Origin of the sequence: Streptomyces amakusaensis (genome assembly GCF_039532665.1) — a bacterium.
Taxonomy (GTDB): domain Bacteria; phylum Actinomycetota; class Actinomycetes; order Streptomycetales; family Streptomycetaceae; genus Streptomyces; species Streptomyces amakusaensis.
The window spans coordinates 176,033-191,954 of sequence record NZ_BAAASB010000002.1; the positions used below are offsets into that span (position 1 = coordinate 176,033).

The 15,922-nt window shown below is 70.2% G+C and carries 17 protein-coding genes; 10 read left to right on the forward strand and 7 right to left on the reverse strand.

What is annotated here, in order from left to right:
- Window positions 1-30: 30 nt before the first annotated feature.
- Window positions 31-777, reverse strand: coding sequence for a PepSY domain-containing protein (locus tag ABD371_RS03360; protein WP_344472479.1), 747 nt, complete (start codon window positions 775-777; stop codon window positions 31-33).
- Window positions 778-894: 117 nt separating this feature from the next.
- Here ABD371_RS03360 and ABD371_RS03365 point away from each other — a divergent pair, with 117 nt between their 5' ends.
- Both ABD371_RS03365 and ABD371_RS03370 read left to right on the forward strand, forming a co-directional pair.
- A complete protein-coding gene (locus tag ABD371_RS03365) occupies window positions 895-1,560 on the forward strand; it encodes a response regulator transcription factor (RefSeq protein ID WP_190123324.1) in 666 nt (221 codons plus the stop codon).
- A complete protein-coding gene (locus tag ABD371_RS03370; RefSeq protein ID WP_344472481.1) occupies window positions 1,557-3,014 on the forward strand; it encodes a sensor histidine kinase in 1,458 nt (485 codons plus the stop codon). The genes ABD371_RS03365 and ABD371_RS03370 overlap by 4 nt, the downstream gene beginning before the upstream one ends.
- Before the next feature lies 1 nt (window position 3,015).
- Here the strand turns inward: ABD371_RS03370 and ABD371_RS03375 are convergent, their stop codons facing one another.
- The 4 genes from ABD371_RS03375 to ABD371_RS03390 form a co-directional block, all read right to left on the reverse strand.
- Complete coding sequence (locus ABD371_RS03375) at window positions 3,016-3,492, reverse strand: MarR family winged helix-turn-helix transcriptional regulator (RefSeq protein ID WP_344472483.1); 477 nt, start codon at window positions 3,490-3,492, stop codon at window positions 3,016-3,018.
- A 164-nt stretch (window positions 3,493-3,656) separates the two neighbouring features.
- Window positions 3,657-4,460, reverse strand: a complete 804-nt coding sequence (locus tag ABD371_RS03380) for an AIM24 family protein (protein ID WP_344472485.1) — start codon at window positions 4,458-4,460, stop codon at window positions 3,657-3,659.
- Window positions 4,457-5,107, reverse strand: a complete 651-nt coding sequence (locus tag ABD371_RS03385; RefSeq protein WP_344472487.1) for an AIM24 family protein — start codon at window positions 5,105-5,107, stop codon at window positions 4,457-4,459. Before ABD371_RS03385 ends, ABD371_RS03380 begins: the two co-directional genes overlap by 4 nt.
- Before the next feature lies 1 nt (window position 5,108).
- Entirely contained in the window at window positions 5,109-5,741 is a 633-nt protein-coding gene (locus ABD371_RS03390) for an AIM24 family protein (RefSeq protein WP_344473187.1), read from the reverse strand.
- A 177-nt stretch (window positions 5,742-5,918) separates the two neighbouring features.
- On the opposite strand from ABD371_RS03390, the gene ABD371_RS03395 reads away from it, so the two are divergent.
- The 4 genes from ABD371_RS03395 (at window position 5,919) to icmA (ending at window position 9,175) form a co-directional block, all read left to right on the forward strand.
- Window positions 5,919-6,263, forward strand: coding sequence for a DUF3817 domain-containing protein (locus ABD371_RS03395; RefSeq protein ID WP_344472489.1), 345 nt, complete (start codon window positions 5,919-5,921; stop codon window positions 6,261-6,263).
- A 156-nt stretch (window positions 6,264-6,419) separates the two neighbouring features.
- A complete protein-coding gene (locus ABD371_RS03400) occupies window positions 6,420-6,929 on the forward strand; it encodes a MarR family winged helix-turn-helix transcriptional regulator (protein WP_344472491.1) in 510 nt (169 codons plus the stop codon).
- 98 nt (window positions 6,930-7,027) lie between these two features.
- Entirely contained in the window at window positions 7,028-7,357 is a 330-nt protein-coding gene (locus ABD371_RS03405; protein ID WP_344472493.1) for a DUF3817 domain-containing protein, read from the forward strand.
- A gap of 117 nt (window positions 7,358-7,474) precedes the next feature.
- A complete protein-coding gene (gene icmA, locus ABD371_RS03410; RefSeq protein WP_344472494.1) occupies window positions 7,475-9,175 on the forward strand; it encodes a coenzyme B12-dependent isobutyryl-CoA mutase large subunit in 1,701 nt (566 codons plus the stop codon).
- 37 nt (window positions 9,176-9,212) lie between these two features.
- On the opposite strand, the gene ABD371_RS03415 is transcribed toward icmA, so the two are convergent.
- Entirely contained in the window at window positions 9,213-9,863 is a 651-nt protein-coding gene (locus ABD371_RS03415; RefSeq protein WP_344472496.1) for a TetR/AcrR family transcriptional regulator, read from the reverse strand.
- Between the two features lie 268 nt (window positions 9,864-10,131).
- On the opposite strand from ABD371_RS03415, the gene ABD371_RS03420 reads away from it, so the two are divergent.
- From ABD371_RS03420 to ABD371_RS03435, 4 genes are all read left to right on the forward strand, one after another.
- Entirely contained in the window at window positions 10,132-11,109 is a 978-nt protein-coding gene (locus ABD371_RS03420; protein WP_344472498.1) for a tetratricopeptide repeat protein, read from the forward strand.
- Window positions 11,110-11,766: 657 nt separating this feature from the next.
- On the forward strand, window positions 11,767-12,447 hold the full coding sequence (locus ABD371_RS03425; RefSeq protein WP_344472500.1) for a DUF6230 family protein: 681 nt from the start codon (window positions 11,767-11,769) through the stop codon (window positions 12,445-12,447).
- Between the two features lie 97 nt (window positions 12,448-12,544).
- Window positions 12,545-13,078: a DUF6114 domain-containing protein gene (locus ABD371_RS03430; RefSeq protein ID WP_344472502.1), complete on the forward strand. Its 534-nt coding sequence runs from the start codon at window positions 12,545-12,547 to the stop codon at window positions 13,076-13,078.
- Entirely contained in the window at window positions 13,068-14,390 is a 1,323-nt protein-coding gene (locus ABD371_RS03435) for a hypothetical protein (RefSeq protein WP_344472504.1), read from the forward strand. The genes ABD371_RS03430 and ABD371_RS03435 overlap by 11 nt, the downstream gene beginning before the upstream one ends.
- A gap of 72 nt (window positions 14,391-14,462) precedes the next feature.
- Here the strand turns inward: ABD371_RS03435 and pyk are convergent, their stop codons facing one another.
- The gene (gene pyk / locus ABD371_RS03440) at window positions 14,463-15,887 is read right to left on the reverse strand and encodes a pyruvate kinase (protein WP_190123337.1); all 1,425 of its coding nucleotides are present in this window, start codon (window positions 15,885-15,887) and stop codon (window positions 14,463-14,465) included.
- Between the last annotated feature and the right edge of the window lie 35 nt (window positions 15,888-15,922).

The window sequence follows — 15,922 nt, forward strand, 5'->3', positions numbered from 1 at the left end:
CGCGCCCGTGGGGACAGGGTGCGGGGGCGATCAGCCGTCCGCGCGGTCCTCGTCGCGGTCGCCGTCGTCGTTCCGGTCGTCCGCGTCGTCGGCCCGGTCGTCGGTGTCCGTGCCGTCGCGGTCGTCCCGGTCGTCGCGGTCGTCGTTCCGGTCGTCGGCGTCGTCCGCCCGGTCGCCCGCCAGATCGTCGCGGCCGTCCCGGTCGCCGTCCCGGCCGGCGCCCTTGTCGCCGTGGTCGTCGTCCTTCTCCACCGAGGCCTTGGCCGTCTTCGCGTCCACCCGGACGTCGTGCTCCTTGCCGTCCTCGGCGCGGACCTCTATCGCCCAGTGACCGTCGTCGAACTCGACCTCCGTCACCGCGCCCGGCCGGAAGGACAGCGCCGCCGAGACGGCCTGCTGGGCGCTGACCGTGGCATCGCCGACGGCGGCGTCGCCCTCGCGCCGGTCGTCGTCGCGGTCGTCGCGGTCGTCGTCCCGGTCATCGTCGTCGTCCTTCTCCACCGAGGCCTCGGCGCTCTTCGCGTCCACCCGGATCTCGTGCCCGAGACCCTTGGCGTCCACGATCTCGACCTCCCACGCGCCGTCGCCGTCGTCGTCACGGCCGGCCGACTCGACCACACCGGGCTGCTTCTTCAGCGCCGAGTTCACCGCGTCCGTCACCGAGATCTTCGACGCGGGGACGGCCTTGTCGTCGTCGCCCGACGCGGCCACTGCGGTGAAGGCGCCACCGCCCACCAGGGCGAGTGCGGCGACGGCTACGAGGATCTTGCGCTTCATGAGGGGTTCCTTTTCGGCTGGAGCGGCGCTGACGGACACCAATCTGGCCGGGGGATGCTGAACACAACCTGAAGCCGCCTGAAGGGATCTTCAGCTTCGGTTTGCGACCCTGAGCACATGCGCTTGTTGATCGTGGAGGACGAGAAGCGGCTCGCACTCTCCCTCGCCGGGGGACTGACGGCCGAGGGGTACGCCGTGGACGTGGTCCACGACGGGCTCGAAGGGCTCCACCGGGCCTCCGAGGGGGACTACGACCTCGTGGTCCTCGACATCATGCTCCCGGGCATGAACGGCTACCGGGTCTGCGCCGCCCTGCGCGCCGCGGGCGACGACGTCCCCATCCTCATGCTCACCGCCAAGGACGGCGAGTACGACGAGGCCGAGGGGCTCGACACCGGGGCCGACGACTATCTGACCAAGCCCTTCTCCTACGTCGTCCTGGTCGCCAGGATCAAGGCGCTGCTGCGCCGCAGGGGCCGGGCCGGGGCCTCCCCGGTGCTCACCGTCGGGGATCTGAGGATCGAGACCGCCGCCCGCCGCGTCTTCCGGGGCGAGGACGAGGTCGCCCTCACCGCGAAGGAGTTCGCCGTCCTCGAACAGCTCGCCGTGCGCGCCGGGGACGTCGTCAGCAAGGCCCAGATCCTCGAACACGTCTGGGACTTCGCCTTCGACGGCGACCCCAACATCATCGAGGTCTACATCAGCGCCCTGCGCCGCAAACTGGGCGCGCCCCGCATCCAGACCGTGCGCGGAGCCGGCTACCGGCTGGTGGCCGGAGCGTGAGATCCGTACGGGCCAAGGCCTCCATCGGCGCGACCCTCGTCGTCGCCGTCGCGCTGATCGCGGCGGGGCTCTCCGTCCTGCTGCTGCTGCGGAACCATCTCACCGGCGCGGCCGACCTCCAGGCCGAGGTCACCGCGCGGGAGACCGCCTCCCGCTTCGCCCTCGGCCGCGCCCCCGACCTCTCCGACGGCGACGAGCGGCCCGTGCAGATCGTGGCCGAGAACGGCTGTCTGATCGCCGCCAGCGAGGGGCTGGAGAAGATCTCCGGCACCGGCAGCCCCAAGGTGACCAAGGAGCCCTGCGAGCAGGACGACGGCCGCAGCGAGGACCCCGACGAGGACCGCACCGACGAGAACGGCGAGGACGACCGGTCCGACGAGGAGCCGGAGCCCGGCCGGGTCTCCGCCGAGCGGCCCGTCTTCACCGGCGGCAGCGCCACCGTGCACGGCGACACCGCCTCGTACCGCTTCGCCGCCGTCGAGGCGACCGACGACGAGGGCGTCACCGCCACCGTCCACGCGGGCGCGCCGCTGGCCACCGAGGAGGGCGCGGTGGCCACCGTCCGCGACGCCATGCTGATCGGCCTCCCGCTGCTGCTGCTGATCGTCGGCTCCGTGACCTGGCTGGTGACCCGGCGCGCGCTGGCCCCCGTCGAGGGGATCCGCCGTGAGATGGCGGCCATCACCGCCTCGGCGGACCTCTCCCGGCGGGTGCCCGAGCCCGGCTCCCGGGACGAGGTGGCCCGGCTGGCCCGGACGACCAATGAGACGCTCGCCGCGCTGGAGGCCTCCGAGGAGCGCCAGCGGCGCTTCGTCGCGGACGCCTCCCACGAGCTGCGCAGCCCGATCGCCTCGCTCCGCACCCAGCTGGAGGTCGGCGCGGCCCACCCGGAGCTGCTCGATGTGCCGGGCGCGGTCGAGGACACCGTACGGCTCCAGCAGCTCGCCGCCGATCTGCTGCTGCTGGCCCGGCTGGACGCGGGGGAGCGGCCCGGGCTGGCCCGGGTCGACCTGAGTGCGCTGGTGCGCGAGGAGACGTCCCAGCGGACGGCCTCGGGGGCGGCGGGCGACCGGGTGGCCCTGACGGTGGAGACCGCCGACGCCGGACTCGATGTGGACGGCTCCCGCTCCCAGCTGGCGCGCGTCCTCGGCAATCTGCTGGACAACGCCCAGCGCCACGCCGAGGCCGAGGTCACCGCCTCGGTCCGCAGGGACGGGCGGTACGTGGTGCTCGCGGTCGCCGACGACGGCGAGGGCGTGCCGGAGGCCGAGCGGGAGCGGATCTTCGAGCGGTTCGTCCGGCTCGACGACGCGCGCAGCCGTGACGAGGGCGGGGCCGGGCTCGGCCTGGCCATCGCCCGCGATGTGGCCGAGCGGCACGGCGGCAGCCTCACCGTCGGCCGCGCGGCGACGGGCGGCGCGCTCTTCGAGCTGCGCCTGCCCGCCGCGAGCTAGCTCAGATCTTGCCGCGCTTGCCCCGGAGGTGGTCGGCGACCGGGGCGAGGGAGGCCCGCAGGGCGGCGAGCGCCTCCGGGGTCATCAGGTCGATGAAGTGCTTGCGCACGGAGCCGACGTGGTGCGGGGCCACCTTGCGCATGGTCGCCATGCCCTCGTCGGTGAGTACCGCGTAGAGCCCGCGCCGGTCCGACTCGCAGTTCTCGCGCCGGACCAGTCCGGTGTTCTCCATGCGGGTGATCTGGTGCGAGAGCCGGCTCTTGGACTGGAGCGTGGCCGCGGCGAGATCGCTCATCCGCATGCGCTGGTCCTCCGACTCCGACAGATTCACCAGGATCTCGTAGTCGTTGTTGGTCAGGCCGAACGGCTGGAGATCCTTCTCCAGCTGGTGCATCAACAGCCTGCTGACGTCCAGATGGGTACGCCAGGTGCACTGTTCGTCATCGCTCAGCCAGCGCGTGGCCGTCTCGGTCTCCATATATGGATTCTACCTAAGAAGTTGAAATACGGACGAAGTTTCGGATCTCGGGAAATGTGACGCGGGGCACTCGCACTCCGGAGCCGCCCGACGGCCCGGGACCTGTCCGAGGGATCAGGACCCAGGGGCGCAGACGTTCGACGTCACACTCCGCAGACTACCGCTCACAGGCCGAAGCGGCGCTGGAGATCCCCCAGCTGACCTGGGAGACGCGGGTTGGAGCCGTGTTGACCCGAGCCGCCCGCGGGTGCGCCGCCGCCCGAGCCGCCATGGCCGCCCGGCACCCCGGCCTGTTCCGGCGGCGCTCCCGTGGCCGTCTCCGGAAGCAGCGCCTCCGTCGACTGGAGCAGTACCGTCCCCGCGCCCACGAACTCGAACTGGTGCTCCTCGCCGGAGGCCCCGCCCAGCCCCGTCATCGCCCGCAGCCCGCCCATCACCCCGGTCATGTAGCCGTGGTCGTAGTGATGGCAGGGGGACGGGCAGTCCGCCCACCCCACCAGCGCCTGCGGATCCACCCGCAGCGGCGGCTCCATGAAGACCACCGGACCGTTCGACGCGGCCACGAACTTCCCCGTGCCGATCAGGGTGAGAAAGCCCGGCACGATCGACTGCTTCAGCGCCAGGGTCGGCTGATAGGCGAGGAGATTCCCGGACCGGATCGTCAGATTCCCGTCCTCCAGGTCGTACGAGTTCACATCGAACGCCCGGTCCGCGAGCAGCATCTTCCCCCCGCTGCCCTCGGCCACCACCCAGTCGCTCGCGTGCAGCGGCGAGTGGAACGAGGTCCGCAGCAGCCGGTCCAGCCGGCCGTGGCCGATGCCGTTGAAGTCGATCCGCCCGTAGTAGGCGATCATCTTCCCCTTCTGGAGGAACCACTGGCCGCCCTTCAACTCCACACAGAAGGTGTACGGGTTGACGTTGTCGTCACTCGGCAGGGTCATCGGGTCAAACACCACGGGCGTGCTCACAGCTTCTCCTCCGATGCCTGGACGTACACCGCGCCACTGCCGCTCAGCTCCAGCTGGAACGCCTCGCCCGAGCCCCGCCCCACCATGTCCCGCCAGCCGAGCGCGGTGGAGAGCTTGTTCCGTACGTCGCCGTGGTGGGCCACATACGCCTGGGGGTCCACATGGACCGGACGCCCCGGGTGGATCGGCAGCTCGACCACCCCGCCGTGCGCCATCACCGCGACCGAGCCGTGGCCGCGCAGCGTGGTGGTGAAGAGCCCCTGGCCGCTCACCTGGCCGCGCACCATGCCCATCACCCCGCCCTGCGAGCCCAGGAACATCGTCCCCTGCTCCAGCGTCCCGTCGAAGGCGAGCAGCCGGTCCGCCTCCACGAAGAGCGTGTCCCCGGTCAGGCCGATGAGCTGGATGTGATGCCCGCCGTGCCCGAAGAGGACCGTGCCCTGCCCCTCCACCGTCATCAGCGGGGTCGCCTCGCCCGCCACCCGGCGGCCGATCAGCGAGGCCAGACCGCCCTGACCGCCCTGGACGTTCGGGGTGAAGGACACCTCGCCCCGGTACGCGAGCATCGCGCCGCGCTGGCTGAACATCCGCTGCCCCGGGACGAGCGTCGCCTCGACCATCCGGGAATTGATCTCACGGAACGGCATCTCAGACCTCCCCGCCGACGGTGTTGCGCTCACTCGGCTGCACATAGACGAGTCCGTCGCCCTCGAAACGGATCTGGAACGCCTCGCCGCCGCCCTCGCCCAGCAGCGTGCGGAAGCTCACACCGGACTGAAAGGTCTGCCGCAGACCACCCTGATGGGCGACATACGCGCCGGGGTCCACGGAGAGCGGGTACTGAGGGCTCACCCGCAGCACCACGGCCGGGCCGTCGGACATGATCGCCACCTGGCCGCTGCCCTCGACGGTGGTGGTGAAGAGCCCGGTGCCGCTCGCGCCGCCGCGCAGCCCCGTGAAGCTGGTGCCGGTGCGCAGCGAGGACTCGGCGCAGAGCAGATTGCTGGACTCGACGTACAGCTTGTCGCCGTGCAGCGCCACGAGGTTGATCTCCGAGGCCCGGTCCGCGAAGTAGCAGGTGCCCTCGCCCTTCACCTCCATCAGGGTCATCTGCTCGCCGGTGATCCGGCGGGTGACCATCCCCCGGATGCCCTCACCGCCGCCGGAGAGCTTCTTGAAGTCCATCCGGCCGTCGTAGGCGACCATCGACCCGTTCTTCGCTTTGACGGCGTCGCCGGTCATGCCGACCGCGAGCACCTTGCTCCCCTGGAGCCGGAACATTGCCATCCAGCGACGGTAACCGGCTCCACCGACACCGGGACAGGGCCGACGGTCCCGGACGCGCACCCCGGACCGCACCCCGGACAAAGGCTTGGCAAAGGAGGCTGCCACAATGGGCGGGCGCTTGTGAGCGTGTTCACAAGATCCTCTCCCACCGCCCCACCGAAGGTGCCTTTCGTGGACATCAAGACCGCCTCCTCCCTCCACCGACTCCGCCTGGTCTCCGCCCCGGAGGCCGTCTCCTTCATCCTGCTGATGATCGCCTCGGTGCTGAAGCGCACGACCGAGTTCAACGCGGTCCCGGCGCTGGGCATGATCCACGGCATTCTCTTCGTCATCTACGTGCTGTTCTGGCTGGACGCCTGGAACCGCACCAAGTGGGAGCTGAAGACGGCGGCGCTGTACTTCATCCTCTCCGTGCTCCCCTTCGGCGGCTTCGTCGCCGAGCGCAAGCTGAAGCGGGCCGCCGACGACGCGGTGATCGCCTCGCGCGCCCGCAGCGTGGGCAAGGTCGGCGCGTAGGGCCTCTCGGGCCCCGGTACGAACGGGCGCGCGGCACGGGCATCGCCCGCCGCGCGCCCGTTCGCGTATCCCCGCGCGATCCCCGGCCGGCCGGGGAAGACCAGCAAGTGAGACAGAACTGATCGACAAGTGACCACTCGTAGGTAGGGTCGTGGCGTGTCCAAGCCGCTCAGCCTCCCATTCGACCCCATCGCCCGCGCCGACGAGCTGTGGCGGCGGCGCTGGGGGCCCGTCCCCTCCATGGCCGCCATCACCTCGATCATGCGCGCGCACCAGATCCTGCTCTCCCAGGTCGACGCAGTCGTCAAGCGGTACGGGCTGACGTTCGCGCGCTACGAGGCACTGGTGCTGCTCACCTTCTCGAAAGCCGGTGAGCTGCCGATGTCCAAGATCGGCGAGCGGCTGATGGTCCATCCCACCTCGGTCACCAACACCGTGGACCGGCTGGTCAGGTCGGGGCTCGTCGACAAGCGGCCCAACCCCAACGACGGCCGGGGCACCCTCGCCTCCATCACCCCCAAGGGGCGCGAAGTGGTCGAGTCGGCCACCAAGGACCTCATGGAGATGGACTTCGGCCTCGGCGCGTACGACGCCGAGGAGTGCGCGGAGATCTTCGCCCTGCTGCGCCCGCTGCGGATCTCGGCCCAGGACTTCGAGGAGCGGTAGCCGCGGCGCGGTTCCGGGGAGATCCGGGGGAGTCCGGCGAGGGCTCCCCGGCCCGCCCCGCGCGCGGAGCGGTACCTACGCCCCGTTACGCTCGGAGCATGAAACAAACCGTGCTGACCCGCTACCGGGTGATGGCGTACATCACCGCCGTCTGGCTGCTCGTCTTCACCGTCGCCATCGTCATGAAGTACGGCTTCGAGACCGGCGACACCATGATGATCTCGCAGATCCACGGTGTGCTCTTCATCGTCTACGTGGTCTTCGCCTTCGACCTGGGCTCCAAGGCGAAGTGGTCGTTCGGCAAGCTGCTGTGGGTCCTGGCGGCCGGCTGCATCCCCGTCGCGTCCTTCTTCGTCGAGCCGAAGATCACCCGCGAGGCCCGCGCCCTGATCACCGACGGTGACAACGCCGTCAAGGCGGAGGCCTAGCCCGTACGCCCCCCGACCGCCGCGAGCGCACGGCTCGCGGCGGTTTCGTGTGTCCCGTCCCCTTCTCGAAGGCGTGGTCCATCGACATTTACTAGGACGTCCTAGTAAATTCAATGTATGGACGCTGAAGCGATGGAGGCCGGCCGCCGACGCTGGCAGGCCCGCTACGACAAGGCACGCAAGCGGGAGGCGGACTTCTCGACGCTCTCGGGGGACGCGGTCGACCCCGTCTACGGCCCCAGGCCGGGCGATGTGTACGAGGGCTTCGAGCGCATCGGCTGGCCCGGCGAGTACCCGTACACCCGGGGGCTGCACCCGACCGGCTACCGGGGCCGTACCTGGACCATCCGGCAGTTCGCCGGCTTCGGCAACGCCGAGCAGACCAATGAGCGCTACAAGATGATCCTGGCCGCCGGCGGCGGTGGGCTCTCCGTCGCCTTCGACATGCCGACCCTCATGGGCCGGGACTCCGACGAGGACCGCTCCCTCGGCGAGGTCGGCCACTGCGGGGTCGCCATCGACTCCGCCGCCGACATGGAGGTCCTCTTCAAGGACATCCCGCTCGGCGAAGTCACCACCTCCATGACGATCAGCGGCCCGGCGGTCCCCGTCTTCTGCATGTATCTGGTCGCCGCCGAGCGCCAGGGCGTGGACCCCGCCGTGCTCAACGGCACGCTCCAGACCGACATCTTCAAGGAGTACATCGCGCAGAAGGAGTGGCTCTTCCAGCCCGAGCCCCATCTGCGTCTCATCGGCGACCTGATGGAGCACTGCGCGCGCGCCATCCCCGCGTACAAGCCGCTCTCCGTCTCCGGCTACCACATCCGCGAGGCCGGGGCGACGGCCGCGCAGGAGCTGGCGTACACGCTCGCCGACGGCTTCGGCTATGTCGAGCTGGGGCTCAGCCGGGGCATGGACGTGGACGACTTCGCCTCCGGGCTCTCCTTCTTCTTCGACGCCCACCTCGACTTCTTCGAGGAGATCGCCAAATTCCGGGCCGCCCGCCGGATCTGGGCCCGCTGGATGCGCGAGGTGTACGGCGCGAAGAGCGACAAGGCCCAGTGGCTCCGCTTCCACACCCAGACCGCGGGCGTCTCGCTGACCGCGCAGCAGCCCTACAACAACGTCGTCCGCACGGCGGTCGAGGCGCTCTCCGCGGTGCTCGGCGGCACCAACTCGCTGCACACCAACGCCCTGGACGAGACCCTCGCCCTCCCCAGCGAGCAGGCGGCGGAGATCGCCCTGCGCACCCAGCAGGTGCTGATGGAGGAGACCGGCGTCGCCAATGTCGCCGACCCGCTCGGCGGCTCCTGGTACGTCGAGCAGCTCACCGACCGGATCGAGGCCGACGCCGAGCGGATCTTCGACCGGATCAGGGAGCGCGGCCTGCGGGCCCACCCCGACGGGCGGCACCCGGTGGGGCCCATGACCTCGGGGATCCTGCGCGGCATCGAGGACGGCTGGTTCACCGGTGAGATCGCCGAGTCCGCGTTCCGCTATCAGCGGGCGCTGGAGAAGGACGAGAAGCGGGTCGTCGGCGTCAATGTCCACCACGGCTCGGTCACCGGCGATCTGGAGATCCTCCGGGTCAGCCACGAGGTCGAGCGCGAGCAGGTGCGGGAGCTGGCGGACCGCAGGGCCCGCCGCGACGACGAGGCCGTGCGCGTCTCGCTGGACGCGATGCTCGTGGCGGCCAGGGACGGCTCGAACATGATCGCCCCGATGCTGGCGGCGGTGCGCGCGGAGGCGACCCTCGGGGAGATCTGCGGTGCGCTGCGGGAGGAGTGGGGCACCTACACGGAGCCGCCGGGCTTCTGACCGTACGCCCCGGGCCCGGGTTCGGTCCGGGGCCGGGTCAGTTCCGCAGCGAGGCCAGGCCCGACAGCAGCAGCCTGGTGAAGCAGCGGGCCCAGGCCGCGTCCACCGGCTCCGCGCTGACCAGCGTCCGGTGGACGACCGCCCCGGCGATCACGTCGAAGATCAGATCGGCGTTGCGCGCCGCCGTCGCCGGATCGTCCTCGTACGGCAGCTCGCCCCTGGCCTGCGCCCGGGCCCGCCCCTGGAGCACCAGCCCCTTCTGCCGGTCCACGATCGCCGAGCGGATCCGGCCGCGCAGGGCCTCGTCACGGGTGCCCTCGGCGACCACCGCCATCAGCGCCGTGCGCGTCTCCGGCCGCTCCAGCAGCGCCGCGAATCTGAGCACCACACACTCGACATCGGCCTTGAGACTGCCCAGATCCGGCAGTTCGAGTTCGTCGAAGAGATCGGCGACGGCGTCGACCACGAGTTCGCTCTTCCCCGCCCAGCGGCGGTAGAGCGTCGTCTTGGCGACCTTGGCCCGGGTCGCCACATCGCCCATCGTCAGCTTGGACCACCCCAGCTCGACCAGGGCCGCCCGGGTGGCTTCGAGGATCGCGCAGTCGGCCTCGGCGCTGCGGGGCCGTCCCCGGGGGCCGGTGCGCACGGCGTCGGCGGCGACGTCCGGACGAGTGGGCTGCTTGGACATGACGGCGACCATACCGGCGGGTAGGCCTTTCGCTGTGAGCCAGTTCACCGGAGGAATCTCACACCGGGAGGGTTCGCGGAGTTACGCTACGGCCCGTAGCGAAACCCCTCAGGGGGTGAGCGACGACCACGGGCGCGGGGTGGGGACCCCGCGCCGATGAACCACCCGCACGAGGAAACACTCGGGGGACGAGCACCGGAAGCGCCGTTGTCACGGTCTTACCGGCCGCACTTTTCCCATGCGCGCGCGGAAGGGGGAGGATGTACTCATGCAGCCTAGGAACATGTCCATGAGCGGCGTCGTCGACCTCGCCGCAGTGAAGGCGGCCGGAGAGGCCAAGGTCAAGGCCGAGCAGGCCCGTGCCGAGGCCGCCCGCCAGGGCGGCGCCGTCGCCGTCTCCCCCGCGAGCCTTGTGATCGACGTCGATGAGGCGGGCTTCGAGAGCGAGGTGCTCCAGCGCTCCGCCGAGGTCCCGGTCGTCCTCGACTTCTGGGCCGAGTGGTGTCAGCCCTGCAAGCAGCTCAGCCCGCTGCTCGAGCGCCTGGCCCAGGAGTACAACGGCCGCTTCGTGCTGGCCAAGGTCGATGTCGACGCCAACCAGATGCTGATGCAGCAGTTCGGCATCCAGGGGATCCCGGCGGTCTTCGCGGTGGTCGCCGGGCAGGCGCTGCCGCTCTTCCAGGGCGCGGCCCCCGAGCAGCAGATCCGTCAGACGCTCGACCAGCTGATCCAGGTCGCCGAGGAGCGCTTCGGTCTCACCGGTGTCGCCGTCGACCCCGAGGCGGGTGCGGCCCCGGAGGGCGCGGTCGCCCAGGAGCCCCCGGCCGGTCCGTACGACGCCCTGCTGGAGGCCGCCGTACAGGCCCTGGACGCGGGCGACTTCGCCGGCGCGGTCCAGGCGTACCGCAATGTGCTCTCCGACGACCCCGCCAACACCGAGGCCAAGCTCGGCCTCGCCCAGGCCCAACTGCTGGGCCGGGTCGGGGGACTCGACCCGCAGCGGGTGCGCCAGGAGGCCGCAGAGAAGCCGGCCGATGTGACCGCGCAGCTCGCCGCCGCCGATCTGGATCTGGTCGGCGGCCATGTCGAGGACGCCTTCGGCCGGCTCGTGGAGACGGTCCGCCGCACGGCGGGCGACGACCGGGACGCGGCGCGGGTGCGGCTGCTGGAGCTGTTCGAGGTGATCGGCCCCGACGATCCGCGAGTGTCGTCGGCGCGTTCGGCGCTCGCGAGGGTGCTGTTCTGAGCCATATTCCGGAGTTCCGGATCGGGCGTTCCGTTCCGCCGGGAATGCAGTGATTTGCGGCGGTGGCACCGAGGGTGTGCCACCGCCGTTTCGGCGATGATGCCTGAACGCGATCGCTCTTTGCCGAAACTTGGTAATTCCGATGCCTGTTACTCGCAGTAAATCAAGTCCTTTCTTCTGTCCGTTTATCGACGGCATTTACCCCTTCTGCTGACACACTCGGCTCCACCCTGTGTGGCTGCTCGACGCTCGTCGTCGACGGCGTGGTTACCGGCCCGTTACCAGTGAGTAATGACCCCTCTTGTGCCTCGGCCCCGAATGGACCACGATCGGCGACGCTCGGTCCAACAACGCGCCGGCCCGGCACCCAGCCGCGCCGCGATCTTGGGTCCCCACCGGGTCGGCCGGCGCAGCGACGCCGACCGTGGACAGGGGGGTTCCCGTCCCAGCGGCGGGACCTGTCCGATATGTGCCGTGCGTGATGCGTCAGGCGCGGCCAGTGGTTGTCGCTCGGGGGTGATCGCCGGTGTTCAGACTGCCGAACATGGCCGAAAGCGCGGGCGCTCTCCTTCCCGAGGACGTAGCACTTCTCCCATCCCCGGACGGACCGCGTCAGTGTTCCGGACCGGAGATGTACGTCCGAGAAGGAGGAAAGTCATGGAGTCTGTGGCTCGTGGCGGAACGAGATGGAAGCGATTCGCCCTGGTCATGGTGCCGAGCGTGGCCGCTACGGCCGCGATCGGCATCGGTCTGTCACAGGGGGCGCTGGCGGCGTCCTTCGCTGTGTCGGGCCAGGAGTTCAAGGTGACGGCCGATTACCTCGACGGGCGGGGCTTCGCCCAGTACGGCGGAGTCGACGTCGGCTACGAGGAGATGGAGGGCGAGCGGCTCGTCCAGCATCCGGTGGCCATCTCCGCGTTCAAGAGGGCCAGGATCGAGGGCATGTGTCAGTCGGTGGTGACCGATGTGCCCTTACTCGGCAAGATCACCCTCAAGCTGAAGGCCGGCACCGAGCAGGACCGTCCCGTCGTCGCGGGCAATCTCTATCTGGACATCTCCCAGCTGGACGCGAACGCCAAGTTCCACAACATCGACATCGGCGTCGCGGCCAAGGACACGGACAACCTGGAGAGCGATCCGGGCCCCACCACCGGCAAGGGTCCCGCGGTCAAGAGCGACGACCGGATCCTGGAGAACGGCTTCGCCCAGCAGGCCGAGCGCGCCGAGCTGTGGGACGTCGAGCAGAAGGCATGGGCGACCACGGCCGGAACCTTTGAACTGAAGGATCTGAACATGCGGCTTCTGCGCGGCAGCGGCGACGGGGTCGAGTGCTTCTGACGGCGACCCCGTCCCGGGTGGGCGGGAGCGCTCCCCGTTCTCCGCCCACCCGATCAACTCCTCACGCGGCAACACCAGTTCCAGGGAGCTGTTTTCCATGAACGCCGAGTCCATGGCCACGGGGCAGAACGAGCACGTCCTTCGCGTCCTCCGGCGGCGGTTCCGCGACTGGCGGGGACAACGCCCCTTCTGGGCAGGGGTGTTCACGCAGCTCGGTGGCGTCCCGATCGCCTACTTCCCGTACGCGAGCATGAAGCTCGGCAATCTGACCCTCTCCATGTCCACCACCGCCGGCGCCGGATCGCTGATCATCGGCGTGCTGCTCGTCACGCTCGGGCTGACGATGTGGTTCCACCACATCGTGCGGGTGTTCGCGGGAGTGGCGTCGATTCTGCTCGCCCTGATCTCGATCCCCATCGCCAATCTGGGCGGATTCGTCGTCGGTTTCCTGCTGTCGCTCGTCGGCGGCGCGCTCTCGATCTCGTGGGCGCCCGGGAAACCGCTGCCCGTGCCCTCCGGCCAACCGGCGTCCGGGGAGGCGAGAGACGCCGGCACGGGATGGGACCTTCCCGGCGCGAGTGCACCCGAGACCACCACCGAAGCCAACGGCGGGAGGAACCGTGCAGGGTGATGCCGCACCGCTGACGGACACCGGGGCCGACGGGGACCGGCCGGCCGGAAGGGGGCCCCGGCACGCGGCCCCCAGGAAGTCCCTGCTGTCCAGGCTCCACGGGCCGGCGGGCAAGGCGATGGCCCTGGCCGCGATGCCGACCGCCGTACTGATGGGCATCAGCCTCACTCCCCGGCCGGCGATCGCGGAGGACAAGGAGATCCCCTACGCCCCCGGCCCCTGTGTGACCCGCTCCGACGAGCCGTCCGGATCCGAGTCGCCCAAAGCCTCCGCGAGCCCCTCGCCGTCCCCCTCCTCGACCCAGACCCCGACCCAGACCCTGGCTCCGACCCCGGCCCGGAGCCGGTCGGCGGAGAGCGCGCCGGGCGAGGCTCCCTCCGCCGTACGCTCCACGGCCCCCGAGAAGTCCACCGAACCGGAGACCGAACCGGAGCCCGAGCCGGACTCCGAGCCGGACTCCGACGCCGACGGGGAGAAGACCGGCAATCCGCTGGACCCGCTGGGACTGGGCGACGCGCTCAAGGACCTCCTCGACGGCGCCGGCGAGAAGACGCCGCCGGCCCCCTCGCACCCCGGGAGCGCCGAGCCCGAGAAGCCCGCCGCCGCCGGACGGCCGGAGGAGACCGACCCCACGACCGCTCCCACGGCCACACCGTCGGCGAAGCCCGCGTCGAGCGCCCCGGCCGGAACGCCCCGAGAGGCCATCGAGAGCGCGGCGGCGAAGGCGGGCGCGGCCGTCGAGGAACTCGACGAGGACGCCAAGGGCCTCGACCCCAAGAAGGACGACTCCATCCCCGAAGGGGCCAAGCCCCGCTTCCCCTGTCCCACCCCCGACCCCGAGGCGCTCGCCGCCGCGGAGCTCGAACCCGGCCGCCCGCTGCTCCCGGACGACCCCTGGGTGCTGGAGAGCTCACTGCTCACCCTGACCGGTCTGAACTACCACGGCATCGTGGAGGTGCGGACCGGCGGCGGCAAGATCAAGAAGGCGCTGAAGTTCACCGCGACCGGCGTGGACATCAGGGATCTCCACCAGCTGGTGAAGGGCCCCGAGGGCACCACCATCCACGCCCGGGCCCGCCGGGGCTCCACCTCGACCATCCGCGAGGCGACCGTGACGATGTACACCGAGGAGATGAAGGGCAATCTCTTTGGTCTGATCCCGGTCACCTTCACCCCCCGCACCCCGCCCCCGGTGAACCTCCCGTTCGCCTTCTTCACCGACGCCAGGGTGACGCAGGCGGGCCAGTTCGGCGGCACGCTCTCGGTGCCGGGGCTGCGCAACCATCTCACCGAGGACACGGCCCAGGACTGAAACGGCCGCGGGCCGTGCTCCCTCGTACAGAGGGACGCACGGCCCGCGGCCGACAGCGAATGGTACGGAGGACTACGCCTCGTTGCCCAGGTGGTGCACCCGGACCATGTTGGTCGTGCCCGGGACGCCGGGGGGCGAGCCGGCGGTCATGATCATGGTGTCGCCGTCGTTGTAGCGCTGGAGCTTGTGCAGCTCGGCGTCGACCAGGTCCACCATGGCGTCGGTGTTGGCCACGTGCGGAACGACGAACGCCTCGACGCCCCAGCTCAGGGAGAGCTGGTTGCGGGTCGACTCCTCGGTGGTGAAGGCGAGGATGGGCTGACACGCGCGGTAGCGGGAGAGACGGCGGGCCGTGTCACCGGACTTGGTGAAGGCGACCAGGGCCTTGCCGTCCAGGAAGTCCGCGATCTCGCAGGCCGCACGGGCGACGGAACCGCCCTGGGTGCGCGGCTTCTTGCCGGCGACCAGGGGCTGGAGGCCCTTGGACATCAGCTCGTTCTCGGCGGCCGTCACGATCTTCGACATCGTCTTGACGGTCTCGATCGGGTAGGCGCCCACCGAGGACTCGGCGGAGAGCATCACCGCGTCCGCGCCGTCCAGGATCGCGTTCGCCACGTCGGAGGCCTCGGCGCGCGTCGGACGCGAGTTGGTGATCATCGACTCCATCATCTGGGTCGCCACGATCACCGGCTTGGCGTTCCGGCGGCACAGCTCGACGAGGCGCTTCTGCACCATCGGGACCTTCTCCAGCGGGTACTCCACCGCGAGGTCGCCACGGGCCACCATCACACCGTCGAACGCCATCACGACGTCTTCCATGTGGGCGACGGCCTGCGGCTTCTCCACCTTGGCGATGACGGGGACACGGATGCCCACCTCGTCCATCACCTTGTGGACGTCCTTGATGTCGTGGGCGTCGCGCACGAAGGAGAGCGCGACCATGTCGCAGCCCATCCGCAGGGCGAAGCGCAGGTCCTCGATGTCCTTCTCGGAGAGCGCCGGGACGTTGACCGCCGCGCCGGGCAGGTTGATGCCCTTGTGGTCGGAGATCACACCGCCCTCGACCACGATCGTCTTCACCCGGGGGCCGACGACCTCGACCACGCGCAGCTCGACGTTGCCGTCGTTGATCAGGATCTGGTCGCCCTTGGAGACATCGCCGGGCAGACCCTTGTACGTGGTGCCGCAGATCGACTTGTCACCCGCCACGTCCTCGGTGGTGATGGTGAACTCGTCGCCGCGGATCAGCTCCACGGGACCCTCGGCGAAGGTCTCCAGGCGGATCTTCGGACCCTGGAGGTCGGCGAGGACGCCCACCGCGCGGCCGGTGTCCGCGGAGGCCTTGCGGACGCGGTGGTACCGCGCCTCGTGCTCCCCGTGGGAGCCATGGCTCATGTTGAAGCGGGCCACATTCATTCCGGCCTCGATGAGCGTCTTCAGCTGCTCATACGAGTCGACGGCGGGGCCCAGTGTGCAGACGATTTTGGAACGGCGCATAAGGCGGATCCTATCGGTTTGTTTCGAGTCGGAAT

Excerpts from the sequence above, each read along its gene's own strand:
- ABD371_RS03360 (WP_344472479.1), bottom strand. The coding sequence starts at position 777 with ATGAAGCGCAAGATCCTCGTAGCCGTCGCCGCACTCGCCCTGGTGGGC.
- ABD371_RS03365 (WP_190123324.1), top strand. The coding sequence starts at position 895 with ATGCGCTTGTTGATCGTGGAGGACGAGAAGCGGCTCGCACTCTCCCTC.
- ABD371_RS03375 (WP_344472483.1), bottom strand. The coding sequence starts at position 3,492 with ATGGAGACCGAGACGGCCACGCGCTGGCTGAGCGATGACGAACAGTGC.
- ABD371_RS03385 (WP_344472487.1), bottom strand. The coding sequence starts at position 5,107 with ATGCCGTTCCGTGAGATCAATTCCCGGATGGTCGAGGCGACGCTCGTC.
- ABD371_RS03390 (WP_344473187.1), bottom strand. The coding sequence starts at position 5,741 with ATGTTCCGGCTCCAGGGGAGCAAGGTGCTCGCGGTCGGCATGACCGGC.
- ABD371_RS03405 (WP_344472493.1), top strand. The coding sequence starts at position 7,028 with ATGAAACAAACCGTGCTGACCCGCTACCGGGTGATGGCGTACATCACC.
- icmA (WP_344472494.1), top strand. The coding sequence starts at position 7,475 with ATGGACGCTGAAGCGATGGAGGCCGGCCGCCGACGCTGGCAGGCCCGC.
- ABD371_RS03415 (WP_344472496.1), bottom strand. The coding sequence starts at position 9,863 with ATGTCCAAGCAGCCCACTCGTCCGGACGTCGCCGCCGACGCCGTGCGC.
- ABD371_RS03420 (WP_344472498.1), top strand. The coding sequence starts at position 10,132 with ATGCAGCCTAGGAACATGTCCATGAGCGGCGTCGTCGACCTCGCCGCA.
- ABD371_RS03425 (WP_344472500.1), top strand. The coding sequence starts at position 11,767 with ATGGAGTCTGTGGCTCGTGGCGGAACGAGATGGAAGCGATTCGCCCTG.
- ABD371_RS03430 (WP_344472502.1), top strand. The coding sequence starts at position 12,545 with ATGAACGCCGAGTCCATGGCCACGGGGCAGAACGAGCACGTCCTTCGC.
- pyk (WP_190123337.1), bottom strand. The coding sequence starts at position 15,887 with ATGCGCCGTTCCAAAATCGTCTGCACACTGGGCCCCGCCGTCGACTCG.